The organism is Mesorhizobium sp. M4B.F.Ca.ET.214.01.1.1 (assembly GCF_004791545.1).
Taxonomy (GTDB): domain Bacteria; phylum Pseudomonadota; class Alphaproteobacteria; order Rhizobiales; family Rhizobiaceae; genus Mesorhizobium; species Mesorhizobium abyssinicae.
On the sequence record NZ_SRUX01000003.1, the window covers coordinates 209,916 to 227,577 of the forward strand.

General features: G+C 66.1%; 19 protein-coding genes. All 19 read left to right on the forward strand.

What is annotated here, in order from left to right:
* Positions 1-2: 2 nt before the first annotated feature.
* Positions 3-422 carry a flagellar basal body rod protein FlgC gene (gene flgC, locus EN857_RS07400; protein WP_127311691.1) on the forward strand — a complete coding sequence of 140 codons (420 nt, stop codon included), beginning with the start codon at positions 3-5 and terminating at the stop codon, positions 420-422.
* Entirely contained in the window at positions 419-757 is a 339-nt protein-coding gene (locus tag EN857_RS07405) for a flagellar hook-basal body complex protein FliE (RefSeq protein WP_127285021.1), read from the forward strand. Before flgC ends, EN857_RS07405 begins: the two co-directional genes overlap by 4 nt.
* Positions 758-766: 9 nt before the next feature.
* Entirely contained in the window at positions 767-1,555 is a 789-nt protein-coding gene (flgG, locus tag EN857_RS07410; protein ID WP_127311692.1) for a flagellar basal-body rod protein FlgG, read from the forward strand.
* Between the two features lie 6 nt (positions 1,556-1,561).
* Positions 1,562-2,107: a flagellar basal body P-ring formation chaperone FlgA gene (gene flgA / locus EN857_RS07415; RefSeq protein WP_127393849.1), complete on the forward strand. Its 546-nt coding sequence runs from the start codon at positions 1,562-1,564 to the stop codon at positions 2,105-2,107.
* Positions 2,104-3,345 (forward strand): flagellar basal body P-ring protein FlgI, encoded by a 1,242-nt coding sequence (locus EN857_RS07420; RefSeq protein ID WP_135858258.1) that lies wholly within the window; start codon positions 2,104-2,106, stop codon positions 3,343-3,345. Before flgA ends, EN857_RS07420 begins: the two co-directional genes overlap by 4 nt.
* Positions 3,346-3,348: 3 nt before the next feature.
* Positions 3,349-3,930 carry a MotE family protein gene (locus EN857_RS07425; RefSeq protein WP_127393892.1) on the forward strand — a complete coding sequence of 194 codons (582 nt, stop codon included), beginning with the start codon at positions 3,349-3,351 and terminating at the stop codon, positions 3,928-3,930.
* Positions 3,927-4,631 carry a flagellar basal body L-ring protein FlgH gene (gene flgH / locus EN857_RS07430; RefSeq protein WP_127393891.1) on the forward strand — a complete coding sequence of 235 codons (705 nt, stop codon included), beginning with the start codon at positions 3,927-3,929 and terminating at the stop codon, positions 4,629-4,631. The genes EN857_RS07425 and flgH overlap by 4 nt, the downstream gene beginning before the upstream one ends.
* A 26-nt stretch (positions 4,632-4,657) precedes the next feature.
* A complete protein-coding gene (locus tag EN857_RS07435) occupies positions 4,658-5,152 on the forward strand; it encodes a flagellar basal body-associated FliL family protein (protein ID WP_127393890.1) in 495 nt (164 codons plus the stop codon).
* Positions 5,149-5,880 carry a flagellar type III secretion system pore protein FliP gene (gene fliP / locus EN857_RS07440; RefSeq protein WP_126058482.1) on the forward strand — a complete coding sequence of 244 codons (732 nt, stop codon included), beginning with the start codon at positions 5,149-5,151 and terminating at the stop codon, positions 5,878-5,880. The genes EN857_RS07435 and fliP overlap by 4 nt, the downstream gene beginning before the upstream one ends.
* A 242-nt stretch (positions 5,881-6,122) precedes the next feature.
* Positions 6,123-7,007, forward strand: coding sequence for a flagellin (locus tag EN857_RS07445; RefSeq protein WP_127285014.1), 885 nt, complete (start codon positions 6,123-6,125; stop codon positions 7,005-7,007).
* A 246-nt stretch (positions 7,008-7,253) separates the two neighbouring features.
* The gene (locus EN857_RS07450; RefSeq protein WP_126058480.1) at positions 7,254-8,138 is read left to right on the forward strand and encodes a flagellin; all 885 of its coding nucleotides are present in this window, start codon (positions 7,254-7,256) and stop codon (positions 8,136-8,138) included.
* Between the two features lie 132 nt (positions 8,139-8,270).
* Positions 8,271-9,932: a flagellar basal-body MS-ring/collar protein FliF gene (gene fliF, locus EN857_RS07455; protein WP_127393422.1), complete on the forward strand. Its 1,662-nt coding sequence runs from the start codon at positions 8,271-8,273 to the stop codon at positions 9,930-9,932.
* Positions 9,933-9,935: 3 nt separating this feature from the next.
* Positions 9,936-10,562: a hypothetical protein gene (locus EN857_RS07460; protein ID WP_135858260.1), complete on the forward strand. Its 627-nt coding sequence runs from the start codon at positions 9,936-9,938 to the stop codon at positions 10,560-10,562.
* Positions 10,559-12,010 carry a MotB family protein gene (locus EN857_RS07465; RefSeq protein ID WP_127393420.1) on the forward strand — a complete coding sequence of 484 codons (1,452 nt, stop codon included), beginning with the start codon at positions 10,559-10,561 and terminating at the stop codon, positions 12,008-12,010. Before EN857_RS07460 ends, EN857_RS07465 begins: the two co-directional genes overlap by 4 nt.
* Complete coding sequence (locus EN857_RS07470) at positions 12,007-13,479, forward strand: chemotaxis protein MotC (protein ID WP_127393419.1); 1,473 nt, start codon at positions 12,007-12,009, stop codon at positions 13,477-13,479. Before EN857_RS07465 ends, EN857_RS07470 begins: the two co-directional genes overlap by 4 nt.
* Positions 13,476-14,870 (forward strand): flagellar hook-length control protein FliK, encoded by a 1,395-nt coding sequence (locus tag EN857_RS07475; protein ID WP_128346277.1) that lies wholly within the window; start codon positions 13,476-13,478, stop codon positions 14,868-14,870. The genes EN857_RS07470 and EN857_RS07475 overlap by 4 nt, the downstream gene beginning before the upstream one ends.
* Positions 14,800-15,390, forward strand: coding sequence for a lytic transglycosylase domain-containing protein (locus EN857_RS07480; protein ID WP_245493343.1), 591 nt, complete (start codon positions 14,800-14,802; stop codon positions 15,388-15,390). Before EN857_RS07475 ends, EN857_RS07480 begins: the two co-directional genes overlap by 71 nt.
* Before the next feature lie 234 nt (positions 15,391-15,624).
* Positions 15,625-16,293: a response regulator transcription factor gene (locus EN857_RS07485; RefSeq protein ID WP_126058474.1), complete on the forward strand. Its 669-nt coding sequence runs from the start codon at positions 15,625-15,627 to the stop codon at positions 16,291-16,293.
* A 97-nt stretch (positions 16,294-16,390) separates the two neighbouring features.
* Complete coding sequence (locus EN857_RS07490) at positions 16,391-17,644, forward strand: flagellar hook protein FlgE (protein WP_127310926.1); 1,254 nt, start codon at positions 16,391-16,393, stop codon at positions 17,642-17,644.
* Positions 17,645-17,662: the final 18 nt, after the last annotated feature.

A 17,662-nucleotide genomic window follows, 5' to 3' on the forward strand; every position in this document is an offset into this window, starting at 1 on the left:
CCATGGACGCGCTGACCGCAGCTCTCAAAGTCGCCGCGTCCGGCCTGGGCGCCCAGTCCGAGCGCCTGCGCGTGGTGTCGGAAAACCTTGCCAACGCGCAATCGACCGGCACGGCGCCGGGCGCAGACCCCTATCGCCGCAAAACCATCAGCTTCGCTTCCGAACTCGACCGCTCGACCGGCGGCCAGCTCGTGGAGGTCAGCTCGGTGGCGCGCGATCCCTCCGATTTTCCCATCGAGTTCCAGCCCGGCAACGAAGCCGCCGACGAGAAGGGCTACGTCAAGATGCCCAACGTCAACGTGCTGATCGAAATGGCCGACATGACCGAGGCCAACCGCTCCTATGAGGCCAATCTGCAGGTCATCAAGCAGGCGCGCGACCTGATTTCCATGACCATCGACCTGATGAGGAACCAGCAATGATCAGCGGCATCGGCAACATTGGCGCGCTCCAGCTCAAGCCGGCAACCGACGGCGCCGACGCGGCGACCGGCGCCTTGCAGGGCATCGTTTCGCCGCAGGCCGCGACCGACACCGTCGGCACCTCCTTCGCAGAGGCGCTGAGCCAGGCGGCGTCGAAGACCGTCAACACCTTGCAGAATGCCGAACAGGTATCGATCCAGGCGCTGCGGGGCGACGCCGACACACGCCAGGTGGTCGACGCGGTGATGAGCGCCCAGCAGGCCCTGCAGACGACCATCGCCATCCGCGACAAGGTCGTCTCCGCCTACCTCGAAATCAGCCGCATGAGTATCTAGGACCGCGTCATGAAAGCACTCGCTATCGCCGCCACCGGCATGAACGCCCAGCAGACCAACCTGGAAGTCATCGCCAACAACATCGCCAACATCAACACCACCGGCTACAAGCGCGCCCGCGCCGAATTCTCCGACCTGCTCTATCAGGTCGACCGCACGCAGGGCGTGCCCAACCGTTCCAACACCTCGCTGGTGCCGGAAGGCGTCTCGATCGGCCTCGGCGTCAAGACGACGGCCGTGCGCAACGTCCATACCCAGGGCGAGCTGACCAGCACCGGCAACAGCTTCGACCTCGCGCTGACCGGCCGGGGCTGGTTCCAGATCGAAGGCGCCGACGGCGGCACGCTCTACAGCCGCGCCGGCGCCTTCAACACCAACGCCACGGGGCAGCTGGTGACGGTCGATGGCGCCAATGTCGTCCCTGCCATTACCGTGCCGACGGACGCGGTCGAGGTCATCGTCAACAAGACCGGCCAGGTCTTCGCCCGCATCGAAGGCCAGACCGATCTCCAGCTTCTCGGCCAGCTGCAGCTCGCCAATTTCGCCAACGAGGCGGGCCTGGCGCCGCTCGGCGACAACCTGTTCCAGGAGACGGCGGCTTCCGGCCCGGCCAATGTCGGCGTGCCCGGCGACCCCGGCTTCGCCACGATCGAACAGGGCTATCTGGAATCGTCCAACGTCGATCCCGTCAAGGAGATCACCGAACTGATCTCGGCGCAGCGCGCCTATGAGATGAACTCGAAGGTCATCCAGGCCGCCGACGACATGGCCTCGGTCGTGTCCAAGAACATCAGGTAGCGGATCATGATTGCGCCGGCCCACCGCTCCCTGCTCCGCCGCGCCGCGCTGGCCTTCGCGCTGGTGGCCGGCGGCGTGCCGGCGTTTGCCCAGGACGCCGGCGACAATCAGGCCGGCAACCAGAGCGCCAATCAGCTCGCCGCCCAGAATGCCAGGCAGAGCGGCGAGGTCGTGCTGATCCCCAACCGGGTCATCTATCCTGGCGAGACGATCGAGCTTGCCGCGCTGAAGCAGGTGACGCTCGTTCCCGGCAAGCACAAGCCCGACGCCGTCGCCACCCTCGCGCAGGAACTCCAGGGCAAGGTTGCCAAGCGCACGCTGCTGCCCGGCCGCTATATCCCGACCGCCGCCATCCGCGACGCCTGGCTGGTCGAACAGGGCGCGGCGGTGCAGATCTATTTCACCGCCGGCGCCCTGACCATTTCGGCTTCCGGCGTCACCTTGCAGCCGGGCGCCGCCGGCGACCTGGTCAAGGTCCGCAATGTCGACAGCGGCAAGATCATATCCGGCACGGTGATGGGCGACGGCACCATCATGGTCGGCGCCTCATGATGCGCGGACTTGCCTTGCTTCTGGCGGCTGCGCTTGGGCTGCAGCCGGCACTGGCCGACGGGCTGACCCCGAAGGCGAAGCGCGAGCTTGCCGCGAAGAATGGCGGCGCCTTCAACGACCCGGAATACGATCCCGCCACCACCACGCGGATGTTCCGTGTTTCGACCGGGCCAAGCACGCTGCCGCCCGGCCAGGTCGCGGCGCGCATCAAGGACATCGCCCAGCTGCAGAGCGCGCGCGACAACCAGCTCGTCGGCTACGGCCTGGTCATCGGCCTGGCGGGAACCGGCGACAGCCTGCGCAATTCGCCTTTTACCGAACAGTCGATCCGCGCCATGCTGGAGAATCTCGGCATCGCCACCGAAGGCGGCAGCGCGCGCGCCAAGAACGTCGCAGCCGTCATCGTCACCGCCAACATGCCGCCCTTCGTGCAGTCGGGAGCCCGCATCGACATCGACGTTTCCTCGATGGGCGACGCCACCTCGCTTGCCGGCGGCACGCTGGTGATGACGCCGCTGAAGGCGGCCGATGGCGAAATCTATGCCGTCGGCCAGGGCTCGGTGATCGTCGGCGGCTTCACCGCCCAGGGCCAGGCCGAGCAATTGACGCAAGGCGTGCCGACGGCGGGCCGCGTCCCCAACGGTGCCATCGTCGAGCGCGCGGTGCCGGCCGAATTCGACGATCAGGGCGTGCTGACGCTGCAATTGCGCAACCCCGACTTCTCGACCGCCATTCGCATCGCCGATGCCATCAACGATTACACCGCGCAGCGTTTCGGCATGCGCGTCGCGGCCGAGCGCGATGCCCGCACCGTCCAGATCAGGCGGCCGAAGAACGTCTCGGCGGCTCGCTTCTATGCCGAGATCGAGAATCTGGTCGTGGAATCGGACACGCCGGCCCGCGTCGTCATCGACGAGCGCACCGGCACCATCGTCATCGGCAACAACGTCAAGATCGCGCGCGTGGCGATCAGCCATGGCACGCTCACGGTGCGCATCACGGAGGCGCCGAAAGTCGTCCAGCCCGAGCCCTTTTCCAAGGGCGTGACCGCCGTCGAGCCCTTCACCGCCATCGAGGCCACGCGGCCCGACGCGCGCGTCGCCGTGCTCGACGGACCAAATCTCGAAACGCTGGTTTCCGGCCTCAACCGTCTCGGCGTCAAGCCGGACGGCATCATCGCCATCCTGCAGGGCATCAAATCGGCCGGCGCCCTGCAGGCCGATCTGGTCCTCCAATAGGCCATGCCGATGATCGCTCCCCGCCAACCCATCCGCAACGCCAGGCCGGCGATGGTCGCCTCGACCCTTGCCGTGATCCTGCTTCTCGCCGGCGGCCAGGCCCGCACCGAGGAAGCGGTGCGCCAGGTGCTGCCCGGCGGGCAGGCGCCGGCGACGCCGCAGCAGCTGAAGCGGGAGAAGGCGCCGGACGAAAGCGAGATCCAGCGCTTCTGCTCCAACATCGCCGACGCCGCCCGCGACCGTCGCTATGCCTTGCAGGCGCAGGAGCTGAAGGAGCTGCAGGCCGGCATCGACCAGCGCATGAAGGCGCTGGAGGACAAACGCGCCGAATACGAGCAATGGCTGAAGCGGCGCGAAGTGTTCCTGGCGCGCGCCGAGGACAGCGTCGTCAAGATTTATGCCGGCATGAAGCCCGACGCCGCGGCCGAACGCCTGGCGATGGTCAATGTCGAATTGGCCGCCGCCATCCTGATGAAGCTGGATTCGCGCAAGGCCGGCGTCATCCTCAACGAAATGGACCAGAAGGCGGCGGCAGCGCTCACCGGCATCATGGCCAGCGCGGCGCGAAGGGTTGATCCGTCATGAAGTGCAAGATGCTCATCCTGGTCGCGGTCGCGGCGCTGTCCGGCTGCGGCACCGATCTCAAGGAGGTCGGCAGGGAGCCTTCACTGTCTCCGGTCGGCTCCGGCATCACAGGCAGCGTCAACGCCCCCTACAGCTACCCCGAGCCGCCGGCAGCACCGGTCAAGAAATTCTCGCTGTGGGACGATCGCCAGAGCCGGCTGTTCACCGACCCCAGGGCGTTGCGCGAAGGCGACATCCTGACCGTCAACATCAAGCTCAACGACAAGGCCAACTTCAAGAACCAGAACGACAGGAGCCGCACCGCGGCGCGCAAGCTCGGCTATGACATCACCCTCGGATGGGAGGGCAACAGCACCAGCGGCAAGGGCGATGCCGGCCTGAGCTCCAGCACCGAAACCAATGCCGACGGCGAGATCAAGCGTTCCGAAAACCTCGAGCTCAACGTCGCCGCCGTCGTCACCGAAGTGCTGCCCAACGGCAATCTGATGATCAGGGGCTCGCAGGAAGTGCGCGTCAACTACGAGCTCAGGGTGCTGACCATCGCCGGCATGGTGCGTCCGTCCGACATCGGCGCCGAGAACACCATCCCCTACGAGCGCATCGCCGAGGCGCGTATCTCCTATGGCGGCCGCGGCCGCGTCAGCGAGGTTCAGCAGCCGGCCTATGGCCAGCAGATCCTCGATCAGGTTCTCCCCTTCTAGGACGGACTGGCTCGGAAAATCACACCATGGCCAATGTCGAGCAAGTCGAGCAGAAGAAGGGACCATCGCTGGTCGTCCAATTCGCCATGCTCCTGGCGGTGACGGTCGCCGCCGTCGGCATGGGCTGGCTGTCCGGCGGCTATCTGAAGGGCACCGATGCCCCGGCCTCGGTGCCGGTCGCTCCGGAAAACGAAGGCAGCAGCGAGAAGCCCGCCGAGCCCGGCAAGGAGGTTGCAGGACCGACGCTTGTCCAGCTAGCGCCGATAACCACAAACCTGGCGTCGCCGGCCGAGGTCTGGATAAGGCTTGAGGCATCGGTGTTCTACGACACGCCGCAACCCGCGGAAATGACCGAGCAGATCCACCAGGACCTGCTGGCGCTGGTGCGCACGCTGAAGATGCATCAGATCGAGGGCGCCAGCGGCTACCAGCATCTGAAGGCCGACCTCGAGGACCGCGCCGCCATCCGCAGCGGCGGCCATGCCAAACAGATTCTGATCAGGACATTGCTGCTCGAATGAGAAAATACCTTCTCGCCGCCACGCTCCTGGTCCTTGCCACCTCCGTCGCCGCGGCCCAGCAGCTGGATCTCGGTGCCATCGGCAAGGCCGACGGCACGACCGTCGGCTATCTGATCCAGATGTTCGGCCTGCTCACCGTGCTGTCGGTGGCGCCGGGGCTTTTGATCATGGTGACGAGCTTCACCCGGTTCGTCATCGCCTTCTCGATCCTGCGCGCCGGCATCGGCCTGCAGTCGACGCCGGCCAACCTGATCCTGATCTCGCTGTCGCTGTTCATGACTTTCTACGTCATGGCGCCGACCTTCGATCAGGCCTGGAACACCGGCGTCAAGCCGCTGATGGACAACCAGATCACGCAGGCGGAAGCGTTCGAGAAGATCTCGGACCCGTTCCGCACCTTCATGTTGCACAATGTGCGCGACAAGGATTTCGACCTCTTCGCCGACCTTGCCCGCGAACGCGGCCAGACCGTCTCGCGCGACACCGTCGACCTGCGCATCCTGGTGCCCGCCTTCATGATCTCCGAAATCCGGCGCGGTTTCGAGATCGGCTTCCTGATCGTGCTGCCGTTCCTGGTCATCGACCTGATCGTCGCCACGATCACCATGGCCATGGGCATGATGATGCTGCCGCCGACCGTGGTGTCGCTGCCGTTCAAGATCCTGTTCTTCGTGCTGATCGACGGCTGGAACCTGCTTGTCGGCAGCCTGGTGCGGTCCTTCACCTGACCTGTCGATATTGATCGCCAGCCTTGCGTGACTTCGCCGCGCCGCCGCGCCGCCGGGCCGAGATTTCCTGCAATATATTTTCGGTTAACCGTCGCGTTTAGGCCTTTGGTAGGGACTTGCCAGCATAGTCCCCCCAGATGGCGGGTGATCTCAATCAACGATCATTGGCATGATGCCGCACCGTCATACCGGAAAAGCCGGTATGTCAAAAAAACACGTGTAAAATCAAGGTACGAGTAGCCATGTCCAGTATCATGACCAATTCCTCGGCGCTGACCGCGCTGCAGAGCTTGAACAACACCAACAAGCAGCTCGAGACCACCCAGTCGCGTATTTCGACTGGTTACCGCGTCGCCACCGCCTCCGACAACGCCGCCTACTGGTCGATCGCCACCTCGATGAAGTCGGACAACAAGGCGCTCTCGGCCGTGCAGGACTCGCTCGGCCTCGGCGCCGGCAAGGTCGACACCGCCTATACCGCCATCAACGACGTCAAGGACCAGGTCGACCTGATCAAGTCCAAGCTGGTCACCGCCCGCGGCGCCAGCCAGGAAGACCAGCAGAAGATCGCGACCGAAATCAACGCCATCCAGGCGCAGATCAAGTCGTCGGTCACCAACGCCAACTTCGCCGGCTCGAACCTGCTGCAGAACGACGGCCTCGCCGCGTCCGACCTTAAGATCGTCGCTTCCTACAACCGCACCGGCGCGACCGTCACCATCGACACCATCGACGTCAAGGCTGCCGACACGCAGGTCCTCGACGTCGCCGGCACGGGCGGCATCGTCGGCGGCCTGCTCGCCACGGCCTTCTTCGATCCGAGCTCTGCCGCTGTCGCCGACACTGCCATCGACACCGCGCTCGGCAGCGTTGAAACGGCGCTTGGCAAGCTGTCCACCGGTGCCGCTTCGCTCGGCGCCGCCAAGTCGCGCATCGACACCCAGAAGAGCTTCCTGTCGAACCTCTCGGACTCGATCGACAAGGGCGTCGGCTCGCTGGTCGATGCCGACATGAACAAGGAATCGACCCGCCTGCAGGCCCTCCAGGTCCAGCAGCAGCTCGGCATCCAGGCGCTGTCGATCGCCAACGGCAATTCGCAGTCGATCCTGTCGCTCTTCCGCGGCTGATCGCCTCCTGAACTCCAGTCATCTGCATCGGGCCGCGCCATCAGCGCGGCCCGATTTTCATTTGTGAAACCCTTGTCATTTTCCCTCGCCAAAGCATGGCTTTAACGCGCCATTAACGATGTCGCGCTAGTTATGGTTAACCATTCACTTATGACGGGCAGACCAGTTGGTCGACAGGCATGACGCCCCCGCCAAACGGGTTGACCGGCATGCGTAAGGCATGCCTGCTTTGAGAAGGGGTGTACCTTGGCAAGTATCATGACGAACGCCGCGGCGCTGACCGCGCTGCAGAGCCTCAACGCCACCAACAAGGCGCTTGAAACGACGCAGGCCCGCATCTCGACTGGCTACCGCGTCGCCACCGCTTCCGACAACGCCGCCTACTGGTCGATCGCCACCAGCATGCGTTCCGACAACAAGGCGCTGTCGGCGGTGCAGGACGCGCTCGGCCTCGGCGCCGGCAAGGTCGACACCGCCTACACCGCCATCACCGACATCAAGGACCAGGTCGACGCGATCAAGGCCAAGCTGGTCACCGCCCGCGGCGCCAGCCAGGATAACCAGCAGAAGATCGCGACCGAAATCAAGGCCATCCAGGAGCAGATCAAGTCGTCGGTCACCAATGCCAGCTATGCCGGCTCGAACCTGCTGCAGAACGACGGCCTCGTCGCCTCCGACCTGCAGATCGTTGCTTCCTACAACCGCACCGGCACCACCGTCGCCATCGACACCATCAATGTCGCGGCCGCCGACACGCAGGTTCTCGATATTGCCGGCACGGGCGGCATCGTCGGCGGCCTGCTCGCCACGACCTTCTTCGACCCAAGCGCCGCTGCCGTCACCGACACCGCCATCGACACGGCGCTGGGCAGCGTTGAAACGGCGCTTGCCAAGCTCTCGACGGGCGCGGCCTATCTCGGTGCCGCCAAGTCGCGCATCGACACCCAGAAGAGCTTCCTGTCGAACCTCTCGGACTCGATCGACAAGGGCGTTGGCGCCCTGGTCGACGCCGACATGAACAAGGAATCGACCCGCCTGCAGGCGCTGCAGGTGCAGCAGCAGCTCGGCATCCAGTCGCTGTCGATCGCCAACGGCAACTCGCAGTCGATCCTGGCCCTGTTCAAGAGCTGACATCCCGGCTGATCTTTCCACTGCATCGAAGGCCGCGCCGCAAGCGCGGCCTTTTGCATTCCGCCTATCATCCTCGCACAAGCTTCGCGGTCTAGTGTTCCGACGGACAGTCGTGCTGGGAGCCGTTGGAACGTGCCGGAACAGATCCAGAGCATCATCTCGAATCTCAGGGCATTTGGCGTCAAGCGCCTCGTCATGCTGGGCGGCATCGCGGCGCTCGTCATGACCGTCATCGGCGTCGCCTCGATCTATCTCAACCGTCCCGCCTACGAGACGCTCTATGTCGGGCTCGAGCGCTCCGACGTGAACCAGATCGGCCTGGTGCTGGGCGAGGCCGGCATCGGCTTCGACGTCGGCGCCGACGGCACCTCCGTGCTGGTGCCCGCCGGCACCACCGCGCAGGCTCGCATGATGCTCGCCGAGAAGGGCCTGCCGACCAGCGCCAATGCCGGCTACGAGCTGTTCGACAATGTCGGCTCGCTCGGCCTGACATCCTTCATGCAGCAGATCACAAGGGTGCGGGCGCTGGAGGGCGAGATCGCGCGCACCATCCAGTCGATCGCCGGCATCAAGGCGGCGCGCGTCCACATCGTCATGTCCGAGCGTGCCAATTTCCGCCGCGACGAGCAGCAGCCCTCGGCCTCGGTGGTCATCCGCTATGCCGGCATCGATGCCGAAAAGAGCGCCATGTCGATCCGCCACCTGGTTGCCGCCGCCGTCCCCGGCCTGGCGGCCGACAAGGTGACGGTGCTCGATTCCAACGGCAACCTTTTGGCCGCCGGCGACGACCCGTCCAACACCAGCGCTGCCCGCACGCTGGGCGTCGAGCAGACGGTCGAGGCGCAGATCGGCGACAACATCCGCCGCGCGCTCACCCCCTATCTCGGCCCCGACAATTTCCGCGCCAGCGTCAAGGCCGACGTCAACACCGATACCCGCCAGACCGAAGAGACGATCTTCGATCCGGAGTCCCGCGTCGAGCGCTCCGTGCAGTCGGTGCGCACCAACGAGAACAGCAATCAGAAGCAGGCCTCGACCCCGACCAGCGTCGAGCAGAACCTGCCCGAGACCCAGGCGGCCAGCACCGAGGGACCGCAATCCACCTCGCAGAACGACCGCAAGGAGGAGATCACCAACTACGAAATCAACTCCAAGAAGATCGCTACCGTCTCCAACGGCTATTCGGTCACCAAGATGTCGGTCGCCGTGGTCGTCAACCAGCAGCGCCTGGCCACCATTCTCGGCAAGGACGCCACGCCGGAGCAGATCGCCAAGCGCGTCGCCGACATCCAGAAGATGGTGGCCTCCGCCACCGGCTTCGACGAGAAGCGCGGCGACGTCATCGACGTCTCGGCGGTCGAGTTCATCGACGGGCTCGACGGCGAGCCGATCGAGCAGCCGGGCATCCTGGCCTCGATCGGGACCTATACCGGCACGTTGATCAATGCCGGCGCCTTCATCGTCGTGGTGTTCCTGGTCGCCTTCTTCGGCCTGAGACCGATGGCGGCGGCGCTGACGGCTCCGGCCAAGCCGGCCATCGCCGGCCCGAGCTTCGACGATGTCCAGCGCTCGCTGCCGACGCCCGAGCCCGCGGTGGCGGCGATCGGTTCCGACGCGACGGCCGCTCCCGTCGGCGCCTTGCCGGGCGCGCGCCCCGGCTCCACGCCGCTCGACGACCTTCGCCAGAAGATCCGGCCGGCGCCGCAGGAACGGCTTGCCCGCATGGTCGACCTCAACGAGGAACGCACCGCGCAAATCCTGCGCAAATGGGCCGCCCAGGAAGTCGCCGGATAGACCATGCCCTCAGTCGCCCTCTTCGACCTTCTCCCGGATTTCGGAACGCGCAGCCCGCGTGCCGGCCAGCCGCAGGCCGCCGCCGAGCCCGAACGCAAGCCCGACGAAGCACCGCCGCAGGCCGACATCGGCACTTTGATCGCCGAAGCCGTCGCCGATGCGGAAACGGCGCTCGAGGCGCGCCTTGCGGTCGCCCATCAGGCCGCGCTCGACGCCGAGCGCCAGGCCAATGCCGACGAGGCAAAAGCTTTCCTTGAAAGCTTCGGCGGCGATGTCGGCCAGGCCGTCGCCAGGCACATCGATGCCATGGAGCTGCGCGTGACCGACCTCGTCGGCGCCACCCTTGCCCGCATCATTGGCGGCATGGTCAGCGACGACCTGCAGAAGCGCTCGCTGGACGCGCTCGCGCGCACGATCGGCGAGGCCATCGCCGACTCCGAGGCGGTGCGCATCGCCGTGCGCGGCCCGCTGTCGCTGTTCGAAACGTTGGCGGCCTCGCTCGGTCCGCGCGCCGCCCAGCTCGACTTCGTCGAGGCCCAGGGCCTCGACCTCACCGTCGTCATCGACGAGGCGGTGTTCGAGACGCGCATCGCCGAATGGTCGGCCTCGCTGTCCGAGGTTCTGTCATGAGCGCGGTGGACGCCGGAGAGGACAGGCACGAGATCATCATCGTCAAGCGCAACCATGACGGCCACGACGACGGTCATCATGGCGGCGTCTGGAAGATCGCCTTCGCCGACTTCATGACCGCCATGATGTGCTTCTTCCTGGTGATGTGGCTGATCAACGCCGCCAACGAGCAGACCAAGGCGGCCGTCGCCAGCTACTTCAACCCGGTCGAGCTGATCGATCGCAATTCCAGCCGCAAGGGCCTGGAGGATCTCGGCGACGGTCCGAGCAAGGTCGGGCTGACGGCCGACAATCCGCAGGACGGCGCCAGCAAGGCCGGTGAGGACGGCAAGGGCGGCGCCGGCTCCTCTGACCGCAGGCAGACCAAGGAAGCCTCGCAGAACTCCGACCTTTCCGACGAGCATCTGTTTGCCGATCCCTATGCGGTGCTGTCGGAGATCGCGACCGACACCGGGGTGATGCAGAATGTCAGCGCAAAGGGCGAAGGCGGCGCGCAGAATGCCGGCCCGGCTACCGGCGCCTCCGGCGGCGAGTCCTACCGCGATCCCTTCGCGCCGGATTTCTGGTCGCAGCAGGTGGCCGCGCCCGGCGCCGAGGAAAGCGCCGAGCGCGCCAAGATCGAGGGCGATCCGGCAAAGCCCGGCGAGAAAGTCGCCGAGACCCAGGTGCCGAAGGTCAAGGCCGTGCCGCCGGCGCCGCCGGTCATCGACGCGCCGCTCGAGCCCCTGGCGAAGACGGCGCCCGACAAGGCGGATGCCAAGCCGGAGACGGCAAAGGCCGAAACCGCGAAAGTCGAAGCCGCCAAGGGCGAGGCTGCAAAAGGCGAAGCCGCCAAGGCTGAGGCCGCCAAGCGCGAAGCTGCAAAAAGCGAAACCGCGACAAGCGAAACCGCCAACGGCGAGAAGGCCGAGACCGCAACGCCGGAAGCCGCGAAGGCCGAAGCGGCGGCAAAACCCGATGTCGGCGAAAAGGCGCCGAGCGCCGCCACGGTCAAGGCCGCGGCCGAGGTCAAGCAGCAGCTGGCCGAAGCTTTCAAGCCGGGCGACAAGCTGCATGACGGCGTCTCGGTCGAGGCGACCGACAAGGGCGTCGTCATCTCGATCACCGACCAGTTGGATTTCGGCATGTTCGAGATCGGCTCGGCCTTGCCGCGCCGCGAGCTGGTGCTGGCGATGGAGAAGATCGGCCATATCGTCAACAGCCAGAAGGGCACGATCAGCATCAACGGCCATACTGATTCACGGCCGTTCCGAAGCGACACCTACGACAATTGGCGCCTGTCCACCGCGCGCGCCCATTCGGCCTACTACATGCTGGTGCGCGGCGGCGTCGACGAGCGCCGCATCACCGAGGTCGCGGGCTTCGCCGACCGGCAGCCGAAGGATCCTGCCGATCCGCTGGCGGCCGCCAACCGGCGCATCGAGATTCTGATGGCGACGGGCGGATGAAAGCTGCGACCGTCATCGGCCGCGCCGTCGGCCTGCTGCTGAGCGCCGCAGCGCCGTCGGCGAGCTTTGCCGACGAGGCGCTGCAGCCCTATCAGCTGGTGCGCTCGCTGCAGCTCGTGCAGGACCGCATCGCCGCCGGCGACCACGCGGCGCTGCCGATGCAGGCCAAGCTGCTCGAAATGACCGATGCGCGCCTGCGCGCCGCCGATGCCGGGGATTTCAAGGAACCGAGGAACTTTCGCGCCCTGCTCGTCTACGGCATGAGCGGCGGCAATCCCGTGACCGTCGAGGCAGCCGCCTCGCGCGCCGAGACCGACCCGCGGAGCCTGGCCGTCGCCAAGGGCATCATCAGCTACCTGAACGGCCGCCCGGCCGAGGCGATCGAAACGCTGAGGCCGATCGACCCGATGGCGCTGCCCGCCGACCTCGGCGCCTTCCTGGCGCTGGTCAAGGGCTCGCTGCTCGCCACCGACCAGCCGGCCGCGGCCCTCGCTTTGCTCGACGACGCCCGGCTGCTCAGCCCAGGCACGCTGGTCGAGGAAGCAGCGCTTCGCCGCTCGGTCGGCATCGCCGCGCAGCAAGGCGACGCGGCCCGCTTCGCGCTGGCTTCCACCCAATATGTGTCGAACTACCTCCACTCGCCCTATGCCAGCCAATTCGCGGATTCCTTCGTCTCCGGCGTCATTTCGCTGCACATGGCGATCAGTCACGACAAGCTCGCCGACATCACCTCGATGATGGATCCCGAGCGCGAGAAGGTGATCTATCTGCGCATCGCCCGCCGGGCGGCGATCGACGGCCTGACCGAGCTTTCCAGCTTCGCCTCGGCCAGGGCTGAGCAAGGCCGCGACGGCAACGGCAATGAGGACGACCCGCGCGCTCAGCTCTATTCCAGCCTGTCGACGGTGACGTCGAGCACCATCGAGGATGTGCGCGCCAAGCTGGAGAAGATCGACCGCGCCAAGCTCTCCGAAAGCGACCGGGCCTTGCTCGATGCCGCGCAGGCCGTCGCCGGCGAAGTGGTCGCGCGACCGGCAGTCCCCGCCGTGGAAAAGCATGACGCGGACGCCGAGAAGTCCGCAGCCGGGAAGCCCGCAGCCGAGATCGCGGCGGCTGAGAGACAGGAAGACGCCGACCTGCCGCCGGTCGAAGGCGCGATGTCCGAGCAGCCGGCGGTCGAGACATCCGGCCCGGTCGCGAAGCCGGCGGAGAGGCAAGCCCTGGCATCGCCATCCCCGGATGCGCCGGCTTCTATCCCGGCAGTGGCCGCGCCGACTGCGCAGGCTCCGGCTCCAACCGATGCGCCGGCGGTGGCTTCGGCATCGGCCGAGGCGGCGGCGGTTCAGCCCGCATCGACGCCGGAACCTTCCCCCGGTCCCGATCCGTCCGACGCCACCGACGCCGCGATGATGCAGACGCGCCGCCAACTCAACAAGATCGACCAACTGCTTGGAGCCGCCCCGAAATGACCACCAGCCTCGGCCAGGCCCTCCCGGGACTTGTCCCCACGCACGCCGCGTCCAGGTCGGCCGCGCCGGCCGCGAAGGGCGAGGACACGAGCTTCGGCGATCTGCTGCGCGGCGCCGAAAAACAGCCCGCGCAGGAAAACGGGCAACCGGCTGAAACCGCATCCGCCGATGCGCGATGGAACAGACGCGCACTGGCCAGTCCCGGCAAGACGCAGCCCGAAGGCGATGCTCCGGCCAGAGCCGCCGCGCCAAAGTCAGCGCTCGGCAAGGCCGTGAAGGACGAGGCCGATACCGATGCGGACAAGGCCTCGGCGGATGCCGACCCGGCCGCGCAGACCGCGAACGCCGGCCCGCTCAAGGACAGCCTGCCATTGCTGATGGCGTTGAGCGACATCGGCCGTTTCCAGCCATCGGCCAGAGCGGACGGCGACGATGCCGCGCCCAGCGGGCCGGAGCCGGCGCTGGACGGCCAGCCGCAATCGTCGCGGCGATTGCTTTCTACCCTGAAAGAACCCGATCAGACCTCGGATCCCGACTCCAAAGATGCCGGTGCCTTCTCCCGGTCCGAACGTGCCTCGAACGCCGAGGCCTTTCCCGGTAAGCTCCGGCAGCCGGAAGCCATCAGCGCCGTCTTCAAGGACCTGCCGCGCCGGGATGGCGGCGCCACGGCGCCGCCTGAGGATCAGACGCCTGCGGACGTATCGGCAGCGCCGGCTAAGCGACCGGCATCGCCATCGAAAACCCTTGAAGCAATACGGTCGGCGACGCCGTCGGAGCAAGGAAAACAGGCGTCGTCGGCTGCGCGCATCGACATCGTCGCCGAGCAGAGCTTCCCGGCCCCGGCGCAGAACCCGCTAAACCAGACGGCTCCGGCGCTGGTCGACGCGCTGGCGTCGGACAATGGCTTGCCGCAGGCCTTTTCGACCCCCTCCGCGGGTTCCCAACCGCCCGGTTCTGTTGCCGTTCCGACACATATATTGAAGATCGAGCTTCACCCGGCCGAGCTTGGCATGGTCACGGCCAGCTTGCGGCTTTCCGGAGAGCAACTTTCGATCGAGCTGAAGCCCGAAACCCATGACGCGCATCGTCGTCTCGCGGCCGACAGCGAGGCGATCGTCAAGTCCCTGCGCGGGCTCGGCTTCGACGTCGACAAGGTCACGGTACTGCAACCTTCGATAGCAACGCCAGCAGCCGCGCGCGTCGACGCCAACAGCTCGCTGCCGATGTCGCCAGGCCGCGAGCAATCCGCCTTTCAGCCCGGCAACTCGAGCGGCAACAATGCCGGCTCCGGCGGTCAGCAGCCGGGAAGGAACAACAGCAATGACACACCGGACAGCGGCCGCGCTGCTTCGCCTGCTCGCGAGCGCACTGGCGACGGCATGTTTATCTAGCGCCGCCATCAGCGCCGCGAGCGCCGCCACCAACCCTTGCGAACCCGAGATCCTGCGCGCCGCCGACCGCTACGGCGTGCCGGCCGGCATCCTCTATGCCGTTGGCCTGACGGAGACCGGCAAGAAGGGCAGCCTTCAACCTAACGCCATGAATATAGAGGGAAAAGCAATCTTCCCGCGAAGCCGGGCCGAGGCCCTGGCGACGTTCGAGGGCGCCCGGCGCGAGGGCAAGACGCTGATCGATCTTGGCTGCATGCAGATCAATCATCATTACCACGCGTCGCACTTTCGCAGTGTCGAAGACATGCTCGACCCGCGCCAGAATGTCGACTACGCGGCGCGCTTCCTGGTCAGCCTGCATGCCCGTCACATGACCTGGTCGATGGCGGTGGCCCGCTATCATGCCGGCCCCGGCAACGACCCCGCGCAGAAGGTCTATGTCTGTCGCGTCATCGCCAACATGGTCGCTACCGGCTTCGGCAAATGGACGCCCAACGCTCGCTCATTCTGCAACCCATAGATGCACCCATGTTCCAAGGCGCACAGGGGCTTTCCGGCCTCTCCGGCGCCTGCCGCATCGTTCTGCGCGGCGCGCGCCAATGCACTCCGGTACACCCCATGCGACTGCGCTTATTTTCGGGTCCCCAAAAAACTCCCAAGAAAATAGCTACAAGAAATGACGGTTGTTCAGGATTCTCGCCACCGGTTACGCCTCCTTCCACGGGGCAAATGAGATGATTCGGAGGGCGGGCCGATGATCGTGATCGTTGACGAGCGTGAGCTCGTAACTGAAGGCTACAGCTCACTTTTCGATCGCGAGGGAGTGGCCAGCGCGGGCTTCGCGCCCAGCGAGTTCGGCGAATGGGTGAGCTCCGCGGCCGACACCGATCTGCGCTCTGTCAGGGCCTTCCTCATCGGCGACTGCCGCGAGGGCGCGATCTCGCCGCGCCAGATCCGCGACCGCACCGGCGCGCCGGTCATCGCGCTCAGCGAACAGCACTCGCTGGAAAACACGCTGCGGCTGTTCGAGAGCGGCGTCGACGACGTCATCCGCAAGCCGGTTCACATCCGCGAGATCCTGGCGCGCATCACCGCCATCCGCCGCCGCGCGCATGAGGACGTGACCTATACCGAAGTCGGTTCGATGCGCATCTTCATGGACGGCCGCGATCCCGAGATCGACGGCGAGCCGCTGCCTCTGCCGCGCCGCGAGCGCCGCATCCTCGAATATCTGGCCAGCAACCGCGGCCGACGGGTCACCAAGACCCAGGTCTTCAACGCCATCTACGGCATCTTCGACGAGGAGGTCGAGGAGAACGTGGTGGAAAGCCACATCAGCAAGCTGCGCAAGAAGCTGCGCGAAAAGCTCGGCCATGATCCGATCGATTCCAAGCGCTTCCTCGGCTACCGGCTGGTGTTCTGATGGCCGAAATCCGCGCCAGCCTCGCGCAAGACAAGCGGCATAGGCTCGCGGCCACTGTCATGGGCCCCACCGTCGTGGGTATTGAGGAGACGTTTCGATGAGCCTCTACGGAATGATGCGGACCGGCGTCTCCGGCATGAACGCGCAGGCCAATCGCCTGTCCACGGTCGCCGACAACATCGCCAACTCCGACACCACGGGCTACAAGCGCTCCTCCGCCGAATTCTCGACGCTGATCATGCCGGGCACCGGCGGCGCCTACAATTCGGGCGGCGTCACGACGACGATCCGCTCCGCCATCAGCTCGCAAGGCGTGCTGCAATACACCACCTCGGTATCCGACCTTGCCGTAAACGGCGATGGCTTCTTTGTCGTGCAGGATCCGAGCGGCACGCCCTATCTGACCCGCGCCGGCGCCTTCGTCGCCGACGCCCAGGGCAGGTTGGTCAATGCCGCCGGCTATCAGCTGATGGCCTACAGCTACGCCAATGGCGATCCGGCGGCGACGGCCAACGGTTTCGAGGGCCTGGAGCCGGTGCAGATCTCCGACCAGGAAATGACCGCGACGCCGAGCACCGAAGGCGTCTTCAGTGGCAATCTGCCGGCGGGTGCCACCCCGCCTGCGGGCGCCTTGCCGTCCAGCAACAGCGCGACCGCTGAATACACCTCGAAGTCGTCGCTGGTCGCCTACGACAATCTCGGCAACAAGGTGCTGCTCGACGTCTATTTCACCAACACCGGCTCAGGCGCCTGGGAGGTCTCGGTCTTCGATCAGTCCAAGGCCACGGCCGGCACGTCCTTCCCCTATACCGGCGGCGCCCTGGCCTCGGCCAACCTGACTTTCGACACCACCACCGGCAAGCTCACCGGCGCCACCACCGGCATCTCCTTCACCGTGCCGAACGGCTCCACCCTCGCCCTCGACATGTCGAAGCTGACCCAGCTCGGCACCGGCTTCACGGTTTCCGAGGCCGAAGTCAACGGCAACGCGCCGAGCACGATCGAGAAGATCCAGATCGGCCAGGACGGCATCATCTACGCGCAATATGAGGACGGCTCCACCAAGCCGCTCTACAAGATCCCGCTGGCCGACGTGACGAGCCCGGACCGGCTCACCGCGCTGCCCGGCAACGTCTACGCGCAGAGCACCGATTCCGGCGCGGTGCGCATCGGCTTCGCCAATGAAGGCAAGCTCGGCTCGATCGTCTCCGGCGCGCTGGAAAATTCCAACGTCGATATCGCCGAGGAACTGACCAACATGATCGCGGCGCAGCGCAGCTACACCGCCAATTCGAAAGTCTTCCAGACCGGTTCCGACCTGATGGATGTCCTTGTCAACCTGAAGAGATAACTGTCGGGCCTCGGCCCG

Bases quoted from the DNA above. Each gene is read 5' to 3' on its own strand.
- flgC (WP_127311691.1), top strand. From the start codon at position 3: ATGGACGCGCTGACCGCAGCTCTCAAAGTCGCCGCGTCCGGCCTGGGC.
- EN857_RS07405 (WP_127285021.1), top strand. From the start codon at position 419: ATGATCAGCGGCATCGGCAACATTGGCGCGCTCCAGCTCAAGCCGGCA.
- flgG (WP_127311692.1), top strand. From the start codon at position 767: ATGAAAGCACTCGCTATCGCCGCCACCGGCATGAACGCCCAGCAGACC.
- flgA (WP_127393849.1), top strand. From the start codon at position 1,562: ATGATTGCGCCGGCCCACCGCTCCCTGCTCCGCCGCGCCGCGCTGGCC.
- EN857_RS07420 (WP_135858258.1), top strand. From the start codon at position 2,104: ATGATGCGCGGACTTGCCTTGCTTCTGGCGGCTGCGCTTGGGCTGCAG.
- EN857_RS07425 (WP_127393892.1), top strand. From the start codon at position 3,349: ATGCCGATGATCGCTCCCCGCCAACCCATCCGCAACGCCAGGCCGGCG.
- flgH (WP_127393891.1), top strand. From the start codon at position 3,927: ATGAAGTGCAAGATGCTCATCCTGGTCGCGGTCGCGGCGCTGTCCGGC.
- EN857_RS07435 (WP_127393890.1), top strand. From the start codon at position 4,658: ATGGCCAATGTCGAGCAAGTCGAGCAGAAGAAGGGACCATCGCTGGTC.
- fliP (WP_126058482.1), top strand. From the start codon at position 5,149: ATGAGAAAATACCTTCTCGCCGCCACGCTCCTGGTCCTTGCCACCTCC.
- EN857_RS07445 (WP_127285014.1), top strand. From the start codon at position 6,123: ATGTCCAGTATCATGACCAATTCCTCGGCGCTGACCGCGCTGCAGAGC.
- EN857_RS07460 (WP_135858260.1), top strand. From the start codon at position 9,936: ATGCCCTCAGTCGCCCTCTTCGACCTTCTCCCGGATTTCGGAACGCGC.
- EN857_RS07465 (WP_127393420.1), top strand. From the start codon at position 10,559: ATGAGCGCGGTGGACGCCGGAGAGGACAGGCACGAGATCATCATCGTC.
- EN857_RS07470 (WP_127393419.1), top strand. From the start codon at position 12,007: ATGAAAGCTGCGACCGTCATCGGCCGCGCCGTCGGCCTGCTGCTGAGC.
- EN857_RS07475 (WP_128346277.1), top strand. From the start codon at position 13,476: ATGACCACCAGCCTCGGCCAGGCCCTCCCGGGACTTGTCCCCACGCAC.
- EN857_RS07480 (WP_245493343.1), top strand. From the start codon at position 14,800: ATGACACACCGGACAGCGGCCGCGCTGCTTCGCCTGCTCGCGAGCGCA.
- EN857_RS07485 (WP_126058474.1), top strand. From the start codon at position 15,625: ATGATCGTGATCGTTGACGAGCGTGAGCTCGTAACTGAAGGCTACAGC.
- EN857_RS07490 (WP_127310926.1), top strand. From the start codon at position 16,391: ATGAGCCTCTACGGAATGATGCGGACCGGCGTCTCCGGCATGAACGCG.